The organism is Thioprofundum lithotrophicum, assembly GCF_055387065.1.
On record NZ_AP042379.1, the window covers coordinates 809,283 to 827,965 of the forward strand.

The following is an 18,683-nucleotide window of genomic DNA, read 5'->3' on the forward strand; positions in this document are numbered from 1 at the left end:
GGATGCAGCGGTGGGGAAGGAAGATACCATTATACCTTTTCGCCTACCGGTGGTGCTGCTATCTTTCCCGCATGCCCGCCCCTGCTGCCCAGCTCGTGCTCTCCACCTGCCCGGACCGGGACACGGCCGAGCGGCTGGCCCGGCTGCTGGTGGAGCGCCGCCTGGCCGCCTGCGTCAACATCGTCCCCGGCCTTGTCTCCGTCTACCGCTGGCAGGGCGAGATCCACCGCGATGCCGAATGCCTGCTGCTAATCAAGACCGATACCGAACGTTACCCGGCCCTGGAGACGGCCCTGCGGGCGGCACATCCCTATGAACTTCCGGAGATCGTCGCGGTCACGATCTCCAATGGCTCGACCGACTATCTGCGCTGGATCACCACCGAACTGGAAGCGTCCCCATGACCAATCCCACAAGTATAAGAAGGTTTCTGCTGTTCCTGCTGCTCTCCCTGCCGCTGCTGGCCCAGGCCCGCCATGGCAACGACGAGGAGTTGTTGCCTCCCGATGAGGCCTTTCCCTTCACCGTCCAGGTGGCGGGCGACACCCTGAAGCTGGAATGGAACACCCACCAGGGCTATTACCTCTACAAGGACAAGATCCGGCTCTCCAGCGAGACGCCCGGGGTGCGCATCGCGCCCCCGGACCTGCCGCCCGGCGAAGTGAAGGACGACGAGTTCTTCGGCCGGCTCGAGGTCTATCACAAACCGATCCGGGCCACGGCGAAAATCGTGCACGAGGATCCTTCGGTGCGGGCCTTCACCCTCACCGCCCGCTACCAGGGCTGCGCCGATGTGGGCGTGTGCTACCCCCCCATCACCAAGACCATCATGCTCGACCTGCCGGCCGCGGACAGCGCGAGCGCCGCGGCCCGGCTCGGCGCCCTGAACCGCACGCTCGGCGCCGCGCCGGCCGCGGCCGACCCCAATGAACCGCTGGATCCCGACCAGGCCTTCGTCTTCACCCTCGAGGTGGCCGACGGCAACACCCTCAAGGCCCACTGGTCCATCGCCCCCGACTACTACCTGTACCGGGACAAGATCGCTTTCCGCAGCGCCGATCCGAACGTGCGGATCGGCAATGTGCAATTGCCGCCGGGAGAGAAGAAGCAGGACGAGTTCTTCGGCGAGATCGAGGTCTATCACGGCGAGGTGGACGTGCCGGTGCCGCTGATCCGCAGCCGCGGCGAAGCGCAGGACGTGAGCATCGAAGTCCGCTATCAGGGCTGCGCCGAGAAGCTGGGGATCTGTTATCCCCCCATCAAGAAACAGTTCCTGCTCTCCCTGCCGGCCAGCGGCAAGACCGCGGCCGTCCTGCCACCGGACGAAGCCGCCCCTCTGGCCCCGGAACACCCCATCGCGGTCAGTGAACAGGATCGCATCGCCCAGTCGCTGCAAAGCGGCAAGACCTGGCTGGTGATCCTCTCCTTCTTCGGTTTCGGCCTGCTGCTGGCCTTCACGCCCTGCGTGTTCCCGATGATCCCGATCCTCTCGAGCATCATCGTCGGCCAGGGCGAAGGCATCACCACCCGCCGGGCCTTCACCATGTCGCTGGTCTACGTGCTGGCCATGGCCCTCACCTACACCGCCGCCGGGGTAATCGCCGGCATGGTGGGCGAGAACGTGCAGGCGGCCTTCCAGAATCCGTGGGTGCTGGGTGGCTTCGCCGCCGTGTTCGTGGCCCTGTCGCTGTCCATGTTCGGCTTCTACGATCTGCAGGTGCCGGCGGCCCTGCAGAGCAAGATCACCGAGGTGAGCAACAAGCAGAAGGGCGGCACCCTCACCGGCGTGGCCGTCATGGGCTTCCTCTCGGCCCTCATCGTCGGCCCCTGCGTGGCCGCGCCGCTGGCCGGCGCGCTCATCTACATCAGCCAGACCGGCGACGCGGTGCTCGGCGGCATCGCCCTGTTCGCACTGAGCATGGGCATGGGCGCCCCGCTCATCGCCATCGGCACCTCTGCCGGCAAGCTGCTGCCCAAGGCCGGCCCGTGGATGGACGCCATCAAGGCCGTGTTCGGCGTACTGCTGCTGGCGGTGGCCATCTGGATGCTCGAACGCATCCTGCCGGTGGCCGTGATCATGTTCCTGTGGGGCACCCTGCTCATCGTCTCGGCCGTGTACCTCAAGGCCCTAGATCCGGTGGATCCCCAGGGCAGCGGCTGGCAGAAGCTGTGGAAGGGGCTGGGCGTGATCCTGTTGATCCTCGGCACCTTCGAGATGATCGGCGCCTTTGCCGGCACGAAGGACTACATGCGCCCGCTGCACGGCATTGCCGGCGGCGGCGCCATGGTGGCCGGCCTGCCCGCCCAGCAACAGGAGCTGCACTTCAAGCGCATCAAGAGCGTGGCCGATCTGGAAGGGGAGCTGAAGCAGGCGTCGGCCCAGGGCAAAATGGTGATGCTCGACTTCTACGCCGACTGGTGCATCTACTGCAAGGACTTCGAGAAATACGTGTTCACCGATCCCCGGGTGATCGCGGCCCTGAAGGACGTGGTGCTGCTGCAGGCCGACGTGACCGACAACGACGAGGTGGACAAGGCCCTGCTCAAGCGGGTCAAGGTCACCGCGCCGCCGGCCATCCTGTTCTTCGACACCAAAGGCCGCGAGCTGCGTGAATATCGCCTCGTGGGCGCCATGAACGCCGACGACTTCCTGGCGCACCTGAACAAGGTCCTGCCGGCCGGGCGCAAGTGATGGACAAACGCGCCCTCCTCGGCCTGCTGCTGATCGCCATCGGCGCCGGTGGCGGCATCCTCTACCAGCAATGGCAAAACCGCCAGCCCCCGGCCACGGCCGCCGGTCCGCACGTGGCCCCGGCGGAACGCCCCACCGGCAGTGAACGCCGGCCCGACTTCCGCCTGCCCGACGTGGAAGGGCAGATGCACGCCATCGACGAATGGAACGGCAAGGTGATCGTGCTCAACTTCTGGGCCACCTGGTGCCCGCCCTGCGTGCGCGAAATCCCCGCCCTGCAGCACCTCTATGAAACCTACCGGGATCGTGGCCTGGTGGTGGTGGGCGTGGCCCTCGACACCCCCCAGCAGGTCATCGACTTCATCGATCCCCAGGGCGTCGAATATCCCGTGCTCATCGCCGATCAGGATGGCCCCGCCCTCACCCAGCGCTACGGCAACCGCCTCACCGTCCTGCCCTACACTGTCGTCATCGACCGCCAGGGCAACATCGTCTACCGCCACCGCACGGAGATCACCTTCGAGCAGGCGAAGGAAGTGATCGAGCCGCTGTTGTGATGCTGTTTTTTCGGGCTGCGCTGGAAATTACGCAGAGGACGCAAAGACGCAGAGGGCGCGGAGAGGGTTGCTTTTGTGCTGAAGCGGCACAGAGCGGCAGCCTCATGCGAGGACGTAAATGGCAGGCTGGGCTCGATATGCCCCTTGGTCATTGGCCCGACAGGATCGTCTCTCCCCGCATTGGAAACGAATAACTCCGCGCCCTCTGCGTCTCTGCGCCCTCTGCGTTCCTTCCACCGAATTTACGCGTCCTGCCGCGCCTTGCGGATCAGCTCGTAGGCGGCCTTGATCTCCTGGGTCTTTTCCGTGGCCATCTTGATCATCTCCTCCGGCAACCCCTTCGCCACCAGCTTGTCGGGGTGGTGCTGGTTCATGAGGCGGCGGTATGCCTTCTTGATCTCGGCATCGGAGGCGGACTCGTCCACGCCGAGCAGAGCATAGGCCTCGCGCAGGCGATCGGCGCGGGGCGCGGCTTCGGGGCCCTCGGCGCCGCCGGCGAAGAACTCGCGCTGGGCGCGAACCATGGCCGCCAGTCGCTCGTAAACCGCGCTCGGGAAACCCAGGCCGTCGGCCACCCGGCGCAGCAGGCGATCCTCGTCGGGATGGAGGGTGCCGTCGGCCCAGGCGGCGTGCAGCAGGATTTCCAGGAACATGCGCTGCAGGTTGGTGCGCCGGCGGCTCTCCTGACGGAACTGGGCCACCACCGCGTCCAGATCGAAATCGGGCTGCTTGCCGGCATTGAAGAGATCGATAGCCACCCGTTTCTGGGCCTCGTCCAGCGCCATCTGCTGCATGACGCTGCGGGCCATGGCGATCTCGTCCTCGCTGACCCGGCCGTCGGCCTTGGCCAGCGCCCCCATCACCGAGAACAGGCTGGTGAAGAAGGCCGCCTGCACCCGCTCCTGTCCGCCCGGCGCCCCGAGCCGCTCCAAGCCCGCGCCCTCCAGTCCCCGATCGAACTGGTGCCCGATGGCCGCCCCGAACAGCGCCCCCAGCGGCCCGCCCAGCATGAAGCCGAAGGCACCGCCGACGAGTTTGCCCCACCAGGACATGTCAGGGACGAGGGGCGGGGGACGAGGGACGAGGGAGAATGGCGCGAATCAGCAAATCGGTTTTGGCAAACATGATGTCTTTACCTTGTTCTGGCAAGCGTTTCCGGAAAGATCACCTCTATCTTACCTCGTCCCTCGTCCCGCGTCCCTCGTCACTGTTTCGCGAGCCAGAACCACCAGACGATGAACCCGATGAGCAGCACCCCAATCAGATTGACGATCATGCTTCATTCTCCGGTTGCGAGCGGAACCTCGGGGAGCGAAACCAGCGCAGGCGGTTGGCATTGCTGACCACGGTGACCGAGGAGGCGGCCATGGCGGCGCCGGCGAGGATGGGGCTCAGGAGCATGCCGGTCACCGGGTACAGGGCACCGGCGGCGACGGGGATGCCGATCACGTTGTAGATGAAGGCGCCGAACAGGTTCTGCTTGATGTTGCGCACGGTGGCGCGGGACAGGTCGATGGCGTCGGCCACGCCGTGCAGGGAGCCGCCCATGAGGGTGATGTCGGCACTTTCGATGGCGATGTCGGTGCCGGTGCCGATGGCGATGCCCACATCGGCGCGCGCCAGGGCCGGGGCGTCGTTGATGCCGTCGCCGACCATGGCCACCACTTCGCCGCGGGCCTGCAGTTCGGCCACGGCGCGATCCTTCTCGTCGGGATGAACGTCGGCGATCACCGCGTCGATGCCCACCTGGCGGGCCACGGCCTCGGCGGTGGGCCGGGCATCGCCGGTGAGCATCACCACCTTCAGGCCCAGGCGGTGCAGGCGGGCGATGGCCTCTTTCGAGTCGGGCTTGACGGGATCGGCCACGGCCACGAGGCCGCACAGTTCGCCGTCCACGGCCAGGTACATGGGGGTACGCGCCTCGGCGGCCAGCGCTGCGGCCCGTTCGCGCAGCGGGGTGACGTCCACGCCCCGTGCGGCCATCAGGGCGGCGTTGCCGAAGGCCACCTGCCGTCCCTCGACCTCGCCCGTGACGCCGCGCCCGGCATGGGCGGCGAAGTTTTCCACCGCGGGCACCTCGATGCCGCGGCGCGTGGCCTCGGCGGTGATGGCCGCGGCCAGGGGATGTTCGGAGACGGCCTCGAGCGCCGCGGCGTCGCGCAGCAGGGCGTCCGGATCGCCCGCTTCCCGGGGCAGCAAATCGGTGACCCGGGGACGGCCCTCGGTAACGGTGCCGGTCTTGTCCAGCACCACCGTGTTCAGGCGGCCGATCTGCTGCAGAGCGTCGCCGTTGCGGATCAGGATCCCCATCTCGGCAGCGCGGCCCACCCCGACCATGATGGAGATGGGCGTGGCCAGTCCCAGGGCACAGGGACAGGCAATGATCAGCACGGTCATGGCCGCGGTCACCGCATAACCGAGACCGAGTTGCGGTGCCAGGTTGTACCAGGCCAGGAAGGCCACCACGGCCACGATCATCACGCTGGGCACGAACACCCCGGCCACCTTGTCCACCAGCCGGGCGATGGCCGGCTTGCTGGCCTGGGCCTTGCGCACCATCTCGATGATCTGCGCCAGCACCGTGTCGGCGCCGATCCGGGTGGACTTGAAGAGAAAACTGCCGGGGCCGTTGATGGTGCCGGCCACCACTTCGTCGCCCGGCCCCTTGGCCACCGGCAGGGGCTCGCCGGTGAGCATCGATTCGTCGATGCTGGAGGTCCCTTCGAGAATCACCCCGTCCACCGGAATCCGCTCGCCGGGCCGCACCCGCACGGTCTCGTCCAGCCCCACCTGTTCGATGGGCACGTCCTGCTCCCGGCCGTCGCGCACCACCCGGGCGGTGCGCGGCTGCAGCCCGACCAGCTTGCGGATGGCCTCGGAGGTGCGGCCGCGGGCCCGCAGCTCCATGGCCGAGCCGAAGTTGATGAAGGCAATGATGATGGCCGCCGCCTCGAAATAGGCATGGCGGGCCAGCGAGGGCACCGCCGCCGGCCACAGCAGCACGGCCATGGAGTAGAGCCAGGCCGAGCCGGTGCCCAGGGCGATGAGGGTGTCCATGTTGGCGTCGTGATGGCGGAAGGCCTTCCAGGCGCCGGTGAAGAAATGGCCACCGGCCTGGATCAGCACCGCGAGGGTGGCCAGGCCCACGACCAACCAGAATCCCCGCCCCGTCTCGATGGAAGGCAGCCAGCCCAGCAGGCCGGCCACGAACAGGGGAAAGCCCACCGCGGCGGCCACCGCCGCCTGGCGCAGCAGCCGGCGGGTATGGGCCCGCTCGGCGGCCTCCCGTTCACGCCCGTCGTCGATGCCGCGCAGTTCGGCGGCGTCGTAGCCGGCGTCGCGCACGGCCTTCACCAGCGCCTGCGCCGCCACCTCGCCACGGATCACCGCCGTGTGCTCGGCGAAGTTGACGCTGGCCGAAGCCACGCCCGGCACCGTCTGCAGGGCCTTTTCCACCGAGGCCACGCAGCCGGCACAGCTCATCCCGGCGATGGAGAGCCGGATTTCGTTTTGCACCTTCTGATCCATGTTTCGAGATTTCCCCTGCAGGATGCTGAAAATTCTGGTAATTGTAAAAAATTGTGACGCCGTACCGGTTTCCAGGCTGCACCGCCGCCGCCCGGGGAATATACTGAAAACCCATGGACCACCATGCACTTCCGGAGGTTCCCGCGGCCTCCGCATGAACAGGGAAGAAACCCATGCCCCCAGCCCCCCGCGATCTCGTCCACGAAAACCTGGAACTGATTTCCCTGCCGGAGATCGTGACCCGCATCAACGGCATGATCGAAGACCCGGAGTGCACCGCGGTGGACATCGCCGAGGTCATCGCCGAGGATGCGGCGCTCACCGCCCGCCTGCTGAAGCTGGTCAACAGCCCCTTCTACAACTTCCCCTCGCAGGTGGACACCATCTCCATGGCCATCACCATCGTCGGCACCCGGCAGTTGCGGGATCTGGCCATGGCCGCGGCCATCACCGGCCGCTTCCGCCGGATCCCCGAGGGGCTGCCCGGCCCCGATGCCTTCTGGCATCACAACCTGGCCTGCGCCACCGCGGCCCGCGAGATCGCCAGGGCCTGCCGCCTGCGCCAGCAGGAACAACTGTTCGTGGCCGGCCTCCTGCACGACATCGGCAAGCTGGTGATGTACCTCACCGCGCCGGAGCGGGCCCGCGAGGCATTGCGCCTGGCACGCCAGCCGGGGGCCGAGGCGGCCAGCGTCGAACCCCGCGTGTTCGGCTTCGATCACGCGGAACTCGGCGCCGAACTGCTGCGCCTGTGGCGGCTGCCCGAACCCCTCGTGCAACCGGTCCGCTGGCATCACGCACCGCGCGAGGCGGACGCTTTCCGCCAGGAGGCGGCCGTGCTGCACCTGGCCGAGGCCATCGCCAATACGGTGGCCCCACCCCTCTCGCCCGACGACGACCGGCCCATCGATCTCGAGGTGTGGTCCCTTCTGGGGCTGGATCCGGCGCAGCTCGATGCCCTGATCCGCGAGACCGAAAGCCAGTTCCCGGGCATCGTGGCGGTGATCTACGAGGCCGCCTGATCTCGATCAAGGCCCGCCGGGCGGTCCCCTGGCAGCATGCTAACATGCGCCTTTTGACGATCGGACATTCTCTTGGAGCTGACCCTCTTCAGCGTTTTCGTGGTGGGCCTGTTCAGCACCCTGCACTGCCTCGGCATGTGCGGCGGCATCATCGGCGCCCTGACCTTCAGCCTGCCGCCGGCAGTGCGCACCGATCGCCGGCGCCTCGGCGGCTTCATCGCCGCCTACAACGTGGGACGCCTGTTGAGCTACAGCCTGGCTGGCGCCCTGGCCGGCGGAGTCGGCGAGCAGCTGCTCGACTGGATCAGCCCCGAACACGGGCGCCTCGTCCTGTTGCTGCTGGCCACCGCCTTCATGGTCGGCATCGGCCTCTATCTGGCCGGCTGGTTTCCCCGCTTCGCCGCCATCGAGCGGATCGGTACGCCCCTGTGGCGGCGGCTCGAGCCCGTCGGCCAGCGCCTGCTCCCGGTCACCTCGCTGTGGCAGGCCCTGCTGTTCGGCGCCATCTGGGGCTGGCTGCCCTGCGGGCTGGTCTATTCGGTGCTGTTGTGGGCCATCACCACGGGCAGCGCCACGGGCGGCGCCCTGTTCATGCTGGCCTTCGGCCTCGGCACCTTGCCCGGCGTCATGGCCACGGGCATATTGACCGGCTGGATGACGCGGTTTTCCCGCACCCGTGGCCTGCGTCAGAGCATCGGCCTGCTGCTGATCGCCCTGGCCCTGGCCAGCCTGTGGCTGAACCTCGAACATGCCGGACACCTTCCGGCCCTGAACACACCCGGTACGCCAAACCATGAGCATCGACACTGAGCATTCCCCTCTCGAGCAGATGCTGGGCGAATCCCCGGCATTCCAGGCCGTGCTGCGGGCCGCCGCCATCACCGCGGTCACCGATGCCACCACCCTCATCCAGGGGGAGAGCGGCACCGGCAAGGAACTCCTGGCCCGGGCCATCCACACCCAGAGCCGGCGCACCGATGGCCCCTTCGTCACCATCAACTGCGCCGCCCTGCCGGAGAACCTGGCCGAGTCGGAACTCTTCGGCCATCGCCGGGGCGCCTTCACCGGCGCCACCGCCGATCAGCGCGGGCGCATCCAGGCCGCCCATGGCGGCACCCTGTTCCTCGACGAAGTGGGCGAGCTGCCGCTCGGCATCCAGGCCAAGCTGCTGCGCTTCCTCGAGGGCGGCGAGGTCCAGCCCATCGGCCAGCCCCGGCCGGAGCGGGTCGACGTGCGGGTGGTGGCGGCCACCAACCGGGATCTGTTCGCCGAGGTGCAGGCCGGCCGTTTCCGCGAGGATCTCTTCTACCGCCTCAACGTGGTGCCCCTGCTGCTGCCGCCCCTGCGCGAGCGCGGCCGCGATCTGGAACTGCTGGTGCAACGTCTCACCGCCCGCCTGGCCATGACCCACCACCTCGACGCACCCCGCCACAGCCTCGGCGCCATGGAGGCCCTGCAGCGCTACCGCTGGCCCGGCAACGTGCGCGAGCTGCGCAACGTCTGCGAGCGCATGGTGATCCTGTTCCCGGGGCGCACCATCCAGGCCGAGAACCTGCCGGGGGAAATCCGCCACAGCCGGCCCGGCGTGCAGGAAGGCGACTTCGTCCTGCCCGAGGCCGGCGTGCATCTCGACAGCCTGGAGCGGGATCTCATCCGCCAGGCCCTCGAACGCACCCACGGCAATCAGAGCAAGGCCGCCCGCCTGCTCGGCCTGACCCGCGGCACGCTCATCTACCGGATGAAGAAATACGCCATCGAATGAAGGGCCGCCACCCGCCGGAAGGCGGGCAACGGCCCCGGCAGGCTCAGAAGCGGTATGCCGCCTGCAGAATCAGCTTCTGCACGTCGTTCGACTTGGGGTTGCCCGCATCGTCACTGGCCTTGAAGTCGGCGAACTTGGCCAGCAGGCTGACCTGCTTGCCGAGCTTCTTCGCCACCACCAGATCCAGCTCCGTGCCGTAATCGTTGAAGGTGCTGTCGTCGTCCGGCGTGAACTTGTGGTAACTGGCCACGAACTTCACACCCGCGAAACGAAACACACCGGTCACGTACAGATCCTTGAGCCCTGCTGCCGGCGTGGCCAGGAACTGATCTGCGAAGCCGTTGAACTTGTGGTTGGTGCCGAAGTCGGCCTGTACCGCATACTGGCCGTCGTCGGAGCCGAGGAACTCGTAACCGACCAGCAGCTTCGCAGCGCCGAACTTCATGCCGCCGATGAGGTGCCAGTAACTGGCGCTGCCGTCATTGCCCACGCCCTTGGCATCCTCGCGTTTCTGGGTGGCGTATTCCAGACGGTATTCGAACGGCCCCGGCGTGCCCGAGAGGCTGGCGCCCAGGGTATTGGTGCGCTTCACGGTCACGCCATTGGGCCGATCGAATTCGTAGGAGTAGGCAAAGCCCACCAGCTTCCCGAAGTCGAAGCCGTATGCGGCGTTGAGGAAGTAGCTGCCGTCGAAGTCGTCGCCATCATAGTAGGCATCGCCGTTGTAGGCACCTCCCACGTTGGCGACGTGATAGCGGGAGAAGAGATAGGCCGCATGATAGGCGATGCCACCGGCCTGGCCGTCGATCTTGGCGCTGTTGAAGGTCTGGTGGTTCTGCCGCCAGCCGATGTTGCCCACCCAGCGGGCATTGTCGTACACGATCTCATCCATGCCCACGCCGGCCTCGTAGCCACTCCCCTTGTGAAACAGGAACAGGCGGTTGAAATGGCCGCCCACGGGATCGGCCACCACGGGATACACCGACTTGCCGTTCTGGGTGGAATTGTAACTGTCCGCGCCCAACGCCCCGACCACTTCCAGCTCGGCGCGCAACTGCAGGCCCTGCCAGGCGCCCGTGGTGTACTGGAAGGCCGCGCGCAGGGTCAGCGCCTTGGCCTTTTCGGACAGGTTTTCCTGATCCACATATTCGAAGCGGGGACGCAGCACGCCCTTGAATTCCCCGCCCGTGATGGCCTCGTTGAAACCGAGCGCCTGGGCTGGCGAAGTCACGGTCAACAGCATGCCGGCGACGAGTGATGACAACGGCGTCAAGTAAAACGTCTTGCGTAACATGACAAGATCCTCCTGCAAGATGAAGATGAACCCCCGGAGGGGCAACCCGAAATTGCCGTTTGCTGACACTCCTGACCGCCGTTCCCGGATTTGAGATTCCGGGTTGAGAAAAAACCGTTGTCGTCCAACCTGCAACCAACACGAAGGCCATGCATTGACTTGCATCAACGGCCATCTGGAACCGGTACAAGCCGACGCTGCACACAAAAAAAAAGACCGGCGTTTTCGCCGGTCAGAAAGGGCAAACTGCTTGTCTCATCGTTTTGGTCAACGCGGTACCGGCGCCGGACGATCTCTCCCTGCTTCAGAAGCTGACCGTCAGGCGAACCCAATAGCTGCGGCCGGGCGCATTGACCTGGTTGGCGCCGGGATCGTAGGCGTTGGGCTTGTTGAGGTGTTCGGCATACAGGCGATCGAAGAGATTGTCGATGCCGAACTTGACTTCGGTGCCAGGCGCCGCTTGCCAGCGTCCATAGACGTTCCAGACCGCAAAGCCCGGCGTCTGGCCGGCGTCGAGACCGCTGTCCACGGTGGGATCGTCCTCCACCCGGGTCTGCTTCAGAGTGGCCCGCACCATCACGCCCAGCAGCCAGCGTGCCTGCGCGTAGTCCAGCGAGGCAGTGCCTTCCGGCGCCGGCGTCTGGGCGATGGGACGGTCGTCGGTGGTGTTGGTGGCGTTGACGTAGGCCAGGGTGAAACGGCTGCGCCAGCGGGCCGTCCACTGCCGGGTGGCCTCGGCGTCAAAACCGTAGAGGCGGGCGTCCACGTTGCGGTAGATGGCGGCGTTGTCGCTCTGCAGGATGCCGGCCTGCCCGTGCGCCCGGTCACGCAGGATGTAGTCGCGCACGCTGTCGTAATAGAACGAGACGGACAGCTGTGTCCGCTGGCCCCGCCAGTGGGCGCCCAGATCGATCTGGTGATGGGCCTCCGGGTCCAGATCCGGGTTGCCGATCCAGCGTTTTGCCGGGTTGCTGTTGTTCCCGGCCATGTAACGCTCGCTGGCATCGGCGGTGCGCACGGTGCGGGAGACGCCCCAGAACACCGTGGTCTGCTCGCTCAGATCGTGTTCCATGCGATACAGGGCACCGAGGTTGTCCTCGGTCTGCGTGCGGGCCGTGGTGCCGTAGTACTGGCTGTAGAGGCCGTTCGCACTCAGTGTGCCCATGGCCGCCGGGGCCAGATCCGCCTTGGTGGCCTGTGCCTCGACCCGGTCATAGCGCAGCCCCACGGTGTAGCGGCTGGCCCGTCCCGCCTCGGCACTGTATTCGGCGAACAGGCCGGTCTGATCGATTTGGGTGCCCGGCCACAGATAGGACTGGCTGGCCGTGGGCACGGTGGCCGTCATGCTGCTGTAGCGGGTGGAATCGCGATCCGTGTTCTGCACATCGATACCGAGGGTCAGCGTGCCCTGGCCCATGCCCAGATCGCCCAGCAGGCGCCCGCCGGTGGTGTTCGCATCGGACGTCACGCGCATCCACATCGTGCCGGCCGGACGCAGGCTGTAGTTGTCCATCTCGTGGTAGATGTCGGTGCGATACGCTTCGGCGCGCAGGTTCTCGAAAACGCCGGCACGCGGCATGTCCATGCGCAGCTTGTAGAGATTGCCATCCTCGACGGGGGCATCCATGGGCGCCCCGGCATACAGGGTGTCACGGCCGCGCGTGACATCGGCATCGAAGCGGAACAGGGTGCCGCCCTGCGTGCGCGCCCCCAGGGTCAGGGCGCCGGCGCGGGTCTTGTAACCCGAGTGAACCTCGTTGCCGTCACCATCCTTGTAGGGTTTGGCCTCGCGGGCGGAAACGATGCCGCGCGCGAACGCCCTGTCGCTGCCGGTGGCGAGATCGACGAAGGCATCCCGGGCCTCGCCATTGGAACGGTAACCGCCGCCGGCCTTGCCCTTGAATCGCCGCCCGTCCTCGAAGGCCGGTTCGTCCCGCTCGAACAGCACGGTGCCGCCGCTGCCGCCGCTGCCGTAGAGCAGGCTCTGCACGCCCTTGATCACGGTCACCGAATCGTAGCCGGCGGCATCGGCCCAGGCGGTGGGCGGATCCATGCGGTTGGCGCAACCGCCGTAGACGAAGGCGCCGTCCAGCAGCACGTTGAGCTGGTTGTACTTCTGGCCGCGGATCACCGGATCGATGCCCTTGGCTCCCATGCGGATCCCCGACACGCCCGGCACATCGAGAATCCATTCCCCGCCATCGGCGGGTGCCGGCCGCCAGGTATTCTCCTCCGCAAGGGTGGCCGAAGCGGCATCCACCGGCAGGGCGGCTTCCACCTCGATCACCGGCAGGGCCTCTTCGGCGCCAGCCGGCAGTGCCACACACAACACGGCCCACAGGATTTTCTTGTTCATGCAACGACTCCGGTAGTGAAAATGACAGGTGTCGTTGCATGGCAAGATGCGTGCCGCCATGACAGGCCCGCCTGGCGGGCGTTTTCGTTCGCGGGCCGCGAAAAACCTGTCGCAAATGCGACACCCTGGCGCATCTGCGACAACAGACGATCCAAATCAAGTCATCCCGCTTTCCCGCTTGCCGCGGGGGCGGCCGCTGCCGATACTGTGGCGGTCGAAACTCAGCCGTCCTTGCCGTTTCCGCATGTTGCCTGCATTGCGCATTCAAGCCATCCATCTGGCCGCCCTGGCCTCCGTGCTCGTGCACGCGGCGGTGCTGGTCGACCTCGGCCGCCAGTACACGGTGCTGGGAAAACACCGCGAAACACCGGTGGTCACCTTCCAGGCCGTCATCGCGCCCCCCCGGGCCCGGCCGCCGGCCCCCACGCCGCCCCCGGTGCCGGAAACGGTGACGAAACAACCGGCCGCGCCGCCGGTGCGGCCGCCGCCCCGTCCCGTTCCCGCGCGCCGCGCCGAAACCGAGCCCGAACCTGCGCCCGAACCGCTTCGGCCTGCGCCACCCCCGCCGCCGGCAGTGGCCAGGGCCGAGCCGGAGACCGCCCCGCCCGTGGCGATCGCCGTGGCGTCGGTGGTCCGCCGGCAACAGGATTACACGCAGCAGATCCTGCAGCGGATCGAACAGCACAAACGCTATCCCTCCGCGGCCCGGCGCCGGCGCCTCACCGGCACCGTGACCCTCGCCCTGCGGGTTGCCGCCGATGGCCGGCTCGTGGCCGTCCGCTGTCTCAAGGGCACACCGATCCTGTGCCGGGCGGCGGCCCGGGCGGCCCAGGCCGCCGCGCCCTTCCCGCCCCTGCCGGCAGGCACACGGCATCTGGCCTTCGAATACCGGATGCGCTTCCGGCTGCACTGAACCAACAGCCCAAACGGAAAGGGCCGGGATGAACCCGGCCCTTTCCGTCTGCAAACGTCGAAATGCCGTTCAGGCGAGCGCGTCACACACCCGCTGCAGGCGGGCACGGGCCTCTTTGGCCACCTCGGCCACGCCGGGGTTCTCGGTGAGCTTTTCCATCACGGCCGGGTCGAGGAAGGCCACGGTGACCCGGCCGTCTTCCTCTTCGCGCACCAGCACGTTGCAGGGCAGCAGCAGGCCGATGTCGGCCTCGGCGTCGATGGCCTGGCTGGCGAGCTGGGGGTTGCAGGCGCCCAGGATGAGGTAGGGGCGCATGTCCTTGTCGATTTTCTTCTTCATCACGGCCTTGACGTCGATCTCGGTCAGCACGCCGAAGCCTTCTTCCTTCAGCGCGTCGGTGACCTTCTGCACCGCTTCGTCGTAGCCACAGTCGAGCGTGGTACTGAATCCGTACATGATGTTTTTCCTTCTGGTTGATGGAGGGGGCGAATCAGCCGCCGAACCGCTGCTGCCATTCGGCGCGAATTTCTTCCGGCCAGCGGGACTGGAACCAGTGAATGATGGCTTCGATTTCCGCTTCACTCAGCTTGTCTCCCCAGGCCGGCATGCTGCCGCCAAGCCGGGCGGTGCCATCGCGAATGGTCATTTTCAGCACGTCCAGGGAATGGTGCCAGGCATGGCCGGTGCCGTCGAGCGGCGGGGCGGGGAAACTGCCGTCGGCCCGGCGCTTGCGCCAGTCGGGAGCGCCTTCGGCGTTCTGCCCATGGCACTGGGCGCAGTGCTGGCGGAACAGGCGCTTGCCGCTCTCCAGCACGAGAGTGCCGGGCGTCTCCGTCACCGGCGCCGGGGCAGGCGTCCCTTCTGCCGGCATTTCGGTTTTCTCGCCGCAGGCGGCCAGGGTCAGCAACAGACCGGCGGCGCCGGTCAGAAGGGTCATCCGCTGCATGGTCATGGATTCCTCGTCAGTCCAGGGGCTGGGTAATGGTGAAGGCCCCGCGAATGTCGCCCACCCGGAAGCCCCGCGCCTTGTCCTGGGGGTAGAACTGCGCCAGGGTCTGCGCCACAGCCGGGTCCAGCTTCGCCCCATGGCACTTGAGGCAAATCTTGCCGGTGGGAATGGCCTTCATGTAACGAAACTGCTTCTTGCCATTGACCGCAACAATCTCGGCATGTTCCAGCTTGCGCACGTCTTCGCCTCGGGCCTTGCGGGCCTCGAACGCCTCCAGCACCCGCCGCTCCCAGGCATCCGGCGCGTTGTTCGGGTTGCGGACCTTGAGCGAGGTCCGGCCCACCCGCCAGCCGGTCTGCTGCGACATCTCGCCGGCGATCGCCGGCGCCTTGACCCGGCAGACCTCGATGGCCCGCACCGGCCCGCCGGCCCGCATGGCCTGCTGAAGTTCGCCCTTGAGGCGGCCCATGAACTGCTTGACGACCTTGCGGCTTTCCAGGATGCGCGCCTGTTCCGGGCCCGGCGGGCCGGCCAGGACGGGCGTGATCAGCCCCAGGGCCAGGCCGGCGATCAGGATTTTGCCGTTTTTCATGGTGTTTTCTCCCGTGGATTGGCTTGCGAAAGGATCGGGGATCAGTCTGCCGTTCCTCCCGCCGGCCGGCGGTGACCTTGTCACATTCGTGCCGCACGACATGGGGCGCCGGCAGCGGGAACTCAAGCCCCGGCGGCCGGCACCGCCGGGATGTAGCCGGCGGCTTCGGCGAGCACGAAGTCCCGAAAGGCCTGGGCGACCGGCGAGAGCCGCTTGCCGGGGCGGTGCACCACGTACCAGTGGCGCAGGATCGGAAAGTGCTCCACGTCCAGCACCGCCAGCCGTCCGGCCTCCAGTTCCAGCTCCAGGGTATGAATGGAGACGATGCCCAGCCCGAGACCGGCTTCCACGGCCTGCTTGATGGCCTCGTTGGAAGTCATCTGCATGCCGGTGGTCAGGGCCATGCCGTGCTCCTCGAAAAACCGCTCCATGGCGATGAAGGTGCCCGAGCCGGCCTCGCGCACCACGAAGGTCTCCGAGGCCAGGCGTTCGAAGGGAATGGCCGCCTCCCGCGCCAGGGGATGATCCGGCGGCGCCACCACCACCAGCGGATTGTCCATGAAGGCTTCGGCCACCAGGTTCATCCCCGCCGGCGGGCGCCCCATGATCACCAGATCCTTCTCGTTCTCCTCCAGTTGCCGGACCAGGGTGGCCCGGTTGGTCACGTCGAGGGTGAAGGTGGTGCCCGGATAGCGCCGGGCGAAGGCCGCCAGCAGGCGGGTGGCGAAGGCATTGGCGGTGCTGGCCACCGAGATGTCCAGCCGTCCGCGCTGGACGCCCTTGAGCTGCTCCAGAACCTCCTCGGCCTCGGCGAGCTGGCCGGCGATGCTGCGGCTGTAATGGTACATCTCGTGCCCGGCCTCGGTGAGGAAGATTTTCTTGCCGATCTGCTCGAACAGGGGCAGGCCCACGTTCTCCTCCAGCTGCCGGATCTGCATGGACACGGCAGGCTGGCTCAGGTGCAGCTCCTGGGCGGCCTGGGTGTAGCTCAGGTGCCGGGCCACGGCTTCGAAGACCCGCAACTGACGGAACGTTACATTCATAAGGTAAATCTTATCATTTCAATCAAAACATTTGAATTTCAATTATGGATGCATAACCGTATAGTCCCTGCACTTTTTCGGGGCCCGCCCCCGGTTCCGCCGGAATCCGCCGCCCGAGACCGCACCCGCCGTCCCGCGCCCGGGCCCGGCCTGACGCAGACAGACAGAGGAGAAATCCCATGGCTATGGACCAATCCAGTCGCTACGCTGACCTCAGCCTGAAGGAAGAAGACCTGATCGCAGGCGGCAAGCACATCCTGTGCGCCTACAAGATGAAGCCCAAGGAAGGTTACGGTTACCTGGAAGCCGCGGCCCACTTCGCCGCCGAGTCCTCCACCGGCACCAACGTGGAAGTCTCCACCACCGACGAATTCACCAAGGGGGTGGACGCCCTCGTCTATCACATCGACGAGGCCAACGAAGACATGCGCATCGCCTATCCGATCGAACTGTTCGATCGGAACATCACCGATGGGCGCATGATGATCGTCTCCTTCCTGACCCTGACCATCGGCAACAACCAGGGCATGGGCGACATCGAATACGCCAAGATGATCGACTTCTACATGCCCCGTCGCGCCATCGAGCTGTTCGACGGCCCGGCCAAGGACATCTCCGATCTGTGGCGCATCCTCGGCCGGCCCATCAAGGACGGCGGCTACATCGCCGGCACCATCATCAAGCCCAAGCTGGGCCTGCGCCCCGAGCCCTTCGCCGAGGCGGCCTACCAGTTCTGGCTGGGCGGCGACTTCATCAAGAACGACGAGCCCCAGGGCAACCAGGTCTTCGCCCCCATGAAGAAGGTGATCCCGCTGGTGGTTGACGCCATGAAGCGGGCCCAGGACGAAACCGGCCAGGCCAAGCTGTTCTCGGCCAACATCACCGCCGACGACCACGCCGAGATGATCGCCCGCGGCGAATACATCCTGGAAACCTTCGGCGAGTTCGCCGATCACGTGGCCTTCCTGGTGGACGGCTACGTGGGCGGCCCGGGCATGGTCACCACCGCCCGCCGCTGGTTCCCCAACCAGTACCTGCACTACCACCGGGCCGGCCACGGCGCCGTGACCTCGCCCCAGTCCAAGCGCGGCTACACCGCCTACGTGCTGGCCAAGATGTCCCGCCTGCAGGGCGCCTCGGGCATCCACGTGGGCACCATGGGCTACGGCAAGATGGAAGGCGACAAGGACGACCGCGCCATCGCCTACATCATCGAGCGTGACGAGTACCAGGGCCCCGTGTACAACCAGAAGTGGTACGGCATGAAGCCCACCACGCCGATCATCTCCGGCGGCATGAACGCCCTGCGCCTGCCCGGCTTCTTCGAGAACCTGGGCCACGCCAACGTGATCAACACCGCCGGTGGCGGTTCCTACGGCCACATCGACAGCCCGGCGGCCGGCGCCATCTCCCTGCGCCAGGCCTACGAGTGCTGGAAGGCCGGTGCCGATCCCATCGAGTGGGCCAAGGAGCACAAGGAATTCGCCCGGGCCTTCGAATCCTTCCCGCACGATGCCGATGCCCTCTATCCGGGCTGGCGCGAGAAGCTGGGCGTGCACAAGTAAGACCGCGTTTTCCCGCGGCCGGAAAAGCCCCCGTCACCCTCGTGGCGGGGGCTTTTTCATGCCCGCCTCACACGTTGACCAGGCCTTCCTTGCTCTCTTCCAGCCAGGCGGTGAGCCACTGATCGAGGGTCTCGACCTGCTGCATCTGCAACTCGATGCGGTTCACCTGGCCCTGGGCATCGGTCTGCTGCAGGAATACCCGGTTGTCGTCCACTTCGCCGATTTCGAGGGGGCGCTCCCCCTGGATGATCCCAGACATGGTGCTTTCCTCCTGACAGGCTGTTGTCATCCCTGAGATGGGGGCCAGGGTGGAAATTGCCATCCCCGCCGGCACACAAATCTTTCTCATAAGCAATTCATTATCATAACAATCAAGATAATTGAGTTTTCCTTATAAGAATATCCACGTA

At 66.6% G+C, this 18,683-nt stretch carries 17 protein-coding genes; 8 read left to right on the plus strand and 9 right to left on the minus strand.

Annotated features, from left to right (window positions below; genetic code table 11):
* Positions 1-71 precede the first annotated feature (71 nt).
* Genes cutA through ACZ5BH_RS03815 form a run of 3 tightly spaced genes read left to right on the plus strand, consistent with a single transcriptional unit; the run spans position 72 to position 3,249 of the window.
* On the plus strand, positions 72-404 hold the full coding sequence (cutA, locus tag ACZ5BH_RS03805) for a divalent-cation tolerance protein CutA (protein WP_464890586.1): 333 nt from the start codon (positions 72-74) through the stop codon (positions 402-404).
* Complete coding sequence (dsbD, locus tag ACZ5BH_RS03810) at positions 401-2,692, plus strand: protein-disulfide reductase DsbD (RefSeq protein ID WP_464890587.1); 2,292 nt, start codon at positions 401-403, stop codon at positions 2,690-2,692. The genes cutA and dsbD overlap by 4 nt, the downstream gene beginning before the upstream one ends.
* Positions 2,692-3,249, plus strand: coding sequence for a peroxiredoxin family protein (locus ACZ5BH_RS03815; RefSeq protein WP_464890588.1), 558 nt, complete (start codon positions 2,692-2,694; stop codon positions 3,247-3,249). The genes dsbD and ACZ5BH_RS03815 overlap by 1 nt, the downstream gene beginning before the upstream one ends.
* A 242-nt stretch (positions 3,250-3,491) precedes the next feature.
* Here ACZ5BH_RS03815 and djlA read toward each other — a convergent pair whose 3' ends face one another.
* Positions 3,492-4,301 carry a co-chaperone DjlA gene (djlA, locus tag ACZ5BH_RS03820; RefSeq protein ID WP_464890589.1) on the minus strand — a complete coding sequence of 270 codons (810 nt, stop codon included), beginning with the start codon at positions 4,299-4,301 and terminating at the stop codon, positions 3,492-3,494.
* Between the two features lie 220 nt (positions 4,302-4,521).
* On the minus strand, positions 4,522-6,777 hold the full coding sequence (locus ACZ5BH_RS03825; protein ID WP_464890590.1) for a heavy metal translocating P-type ATPase: 2,256 nt from the start codon (positions 6,775-6,777) through the stop codon (positions 4,522-4,524).
* A 173-nt stretch (positions 6,778-6,950) separates the two neighbouring features.
* Here ACZ5BH_RS03825 and ACZ5BH_RS03830 point away from each other — a divergent pair, with 173 nt between their 5' ends.
* The 3 genes from ACZ5BH_RS03830 to ACZ5BH_RS03840 all read left to right on the plus strand — a co-directional run bounded on the left by ACZ5BH_RS03830 (position 6,951) and on the right by ACZ5BH_RS03840 (position 9,561).
* Positions 6,951-7,799: an HDOD domain-containing protein gene (locus ACZ5BH_RS03830; protein WP_464890591.1), complete on the plus strand. Its 849-nt coding sequence runs from the start codon at positions 6,951-6,953 to the stop codon at positions 7,797-7,799.
* Between the two features lie 72 nt (positions 7,800-7,871).
* Entirely contained in the window at positions 7,872-8,609 is a 738-nt protein-coding gene (locus ACZ5BH_RS03835) for a sulfite exporter TauE/SafE family protein (protein WP_464890592.1), read from the plus strand.
* Positions 8,593-9,561, plus strand: coding sequence for a sigma-54 interaction domain-containing protein (locus ACZ5BH_RS03840; RefSeq protein WP_464890593.1), 969 nt, complete (start codon positions 8,593-8,595; stop codon positions 9,559-9,561). Before ACZ5BH_RS03835 ends, ACZ5BH_RS03840 begins: the two co-directional genes overlap by 17 nt.
* Before the next feature lie 43 nt (positions 9,562-9,604).
* Here ACZ5BH_RS03840 and ACZ5BH_RS03845 read toward each other — a convergent pair whose 3' ends face one another.
* Positions 9,605-10,855, minus strand: a complete 1,251-nt coding sequence (locus ACZ5BH_RS03845) for a hypothetical protein (protein ID WP_464890594.1) — start codon at positions 10,853-10,855, stop codon at positions 9,605-9,607.
* 304 nt (positions 10,856-11,159) lie between these two features.
* The gene (locus tag ACZ5BH_RS03850; RefSeq protein WP_464890595.1) at positions 11,160-13,211 is read right to left on the minus strand and encodes a TonB-dependent copper receptor; all 2,052 of its coding nucleotides are present in this window, start codon (positions 13,209-13,211) and stop codon (positions 11,160-11,162) included.
* Positions 13,212-13,455: 244 nt separating this feature from the next.
* Here ACZ5BH_RS03850 and ACZ5BH_RS03855 point away from each other — a divergent pair, with 244 nt between their 5' ends.
* Positions 13,456-14,124 (plus strand): TonB family protein, encoded by a 669-nt coding sequence (locus tag ACZ5BH_RS03855; protein ID WP_464890596.1) that lies wholly within the window; start codon positions 13,456-13,458, stop codon positions 14,122-14,124.
* 69 nt (positions 14,125-14,193) lie between these two features.
* On the opposite strand, the gene ACZ5BH_RS03860 is transcribed toward ACZ5BH_RS03855, so the two are convergent.
* The 4 genes from ACZ5BH_RS03860 to ACZ5BH_RS03875 form a co-directional block, all read right to left on the minus strand.
* The gene (locus ACZ5BH_RS03860; RefSeq protein ID WP_464890597.1) at positions 14,194-14,580 is read right to left on the minus strand and encodes a DUF302 domain-containing protein; all 387 of its coding nucleotides are present in this window, start codon (positions 14,578-14,580) and stop codon (positions 14,194-14,196) included.
* Between the two features lie 34 nt (positions 14,581-14,614).
* A complete protein-coding gene (locus ACZ5BH_RS03865; protein WP_464890598.1) occupies positions 14,615-15,076 on the minus strand; it encodes a c-type cytochrome in 462 nt (153 codons plus the stop codon).
* A 10-nt stretch (positions 15,077-15,086) separates the two neighbouring features.
* Positions 15,087-15,665, minus strand: a complete 579-nt coding sequence (locus ACZ5BH_RS03870) for a Tll0287-like domain-containing protein (RefSeq protein ID WP_464890599.1) — start codon at positions 15,663-15,665, stop codon at positions 15,087-15,089.
* 122 nt (positions 15,666-15,787) lie between these two features.
* Positions 15,788-16,708 carry a LysR family transcriptional regulator gene (locus ACZ5BH_RS03875; RefSeq protein ID WP_464890600.1) on the minus strand — a complete coding sequence of 307 codons (921 nt, stop codon included), beginning with the start codon at positions 16,706-16,708 and terminating at the stop codon, positions 15,788-15,790.
* Positions 16,709-16,893: 185 nt separating this feature from the next.
* Between ACZ5BH_RS03875 and ACZ5BH_RS03880 the strand changes: the two genes are divergently transcribed.
* A complete protein-coding gene (locus ACZ5BH_RS03880) occupies positions 16,894-18,273 on the plus strand; it encodes a ribulose-bisphosphate carboxylase (protein ID WP_464891190.1) in 1,380 nt (459 codons plus the stop codon).
* A gap of 67 nt (positions 18,274-18,340) precedes the next feature.
* Here ACZ5BH_RS03880 and ACZ5BH_RS03885 read toward each other — a convergent pair whose 3' ends face one another.
* Positions 18,341-18,532 carry a hypothetical protein gene (locus ACZ5BH_RS03885; protein ID WP_464890601.1) on the minus strand — a complete coding sequence of 64 codons (192 nt, stop codon included), beginning with the start codon at positions 18,530-18,532 and terminating at the stop codon, positions 18,341-18,343.
* Between the last annotated feature and the right edge of the window lie 151 nt (positions 18,533-18,683).

Excerpts from the sequence above, each read along its gene's own strand:
- cutA (WP_464890586.1), top strand. The coding sequence starts at position 72 with ATGCCCGCCCCTGCTGCCCAGCTCGTGCTCTCCACCTGCCCGGACCGG.
- dsbD (WP_464890587.1), top strand. The coding sequence starts at position 401 with ATGACCAATCCCACAAGTATAAGAAGGTTTCTGCTGTTCCTGCTGCTC.
- ACZ5BH_RS03815 (WP_464890588.1), top strand. The coding sequence starts at position 2,692 with ATGGACAAACGCGCCCTCCTCGGCCTGCTGCTGATCGCCATCGGCGCC.
- djlA (WP_464890589.1), bottom strand. The coding sequence starts at position 4,301 with ATGTCCTGGTGGGGCAAACTCGTCGGCGGTGCCTTCGGCTTCATGCTG.
- ACZ5BH_RS03825 (WP_464890590.1), bottom strand. The coding sequence starts at position 6,777 with ATGGATCAGAAGGTGCAAAACGAAATCCGGCTCTCCATCGCCGGGATG.
- ACZ5BH_RS03830 (WP_464890591.1), top strand. The coding sequence starts at position 6,951 with ATGCCCCCAGCCCCCCGCGATCTCGTCCACGAAAACCTGGAACTGATT.
- ACZ5BH_RS03840 (WP_464890593.1), top strand. The coding sequence starts at position 8,593 with ATGAGCATCGACACTGAGCATTCCCCTCTCGAGCAGATGCTGGGCGAA.
- ACZ5BH_RS03845 (WP_464890594.1), bottom strand. The coding sequence starts at position 10,855 with ATGTTACGCAAGACGTTTTACTTGACGCCGTTGTCATCACTCGTCGCC.
- ACZ5BH_RS03850 (WP_464890595.1), bottom strand. The coding sequence starts at position 13,211 with ATGAACAAGAAAATCCTGTGGGCCGTGTTGTGTGTGGCACTGCCGGCT.
- ACZ5BH_RS03855 (WP_464890596.1), top strand. The coding sequence starts at position 13,456 with ATGTTGCCTGCATTGCGCATTCAAGCCATCCATCTGGCCGCCCTGGCC.
- ACZ5BH_RS03860 (WP_464890597.1), bottom strand. The coding sequence starts at position 14,580 with ATGTACGGATTCAGTACCACGCTCGACTGTGGCTACGACGAAGCGGTG.
- ACZ5BH_RS03865 (WP_464890598.1), bottom strand. The coding sequence starts at position 15,076 with ATGACCATGCAGCGGATGACCCTTCTGACCGGCGCCGCCGGTCTGTTG.
- ACZ5BH_RS03870 (WP_464890599.1), bottom strand. The coding sequence starts at position 15,665 with ATGAAAAACGGCAAAATCCTGATCGCCGGCCTGGCCCTGGGGCTGATC.
- ACZ5BH_RS03875 (WP_464890600.1), bottom strand. The coding sequence starts at position 16,708 with ATGAATGTAACGTTCCGTCAGTTGCGGGTCTTCGAAGCCGTGGCCCGG.
- ACZ5BH_RS03880 (WP_464891190.1), top strand. The coding sequence starts at position 16,894 with ATGGACCAATCCAGTCGCTACGCTGACCTCAGCCTGAAGGAAGAAGAC.
- ACZ5BH_RS03885 (WP_464890601.1), bottom strand. The coding sequence starts at position 18,532 with ATGTCTGGGATCATCCAGGGGGAGCGCCCCCTCGAAATCGGCGAAGTG.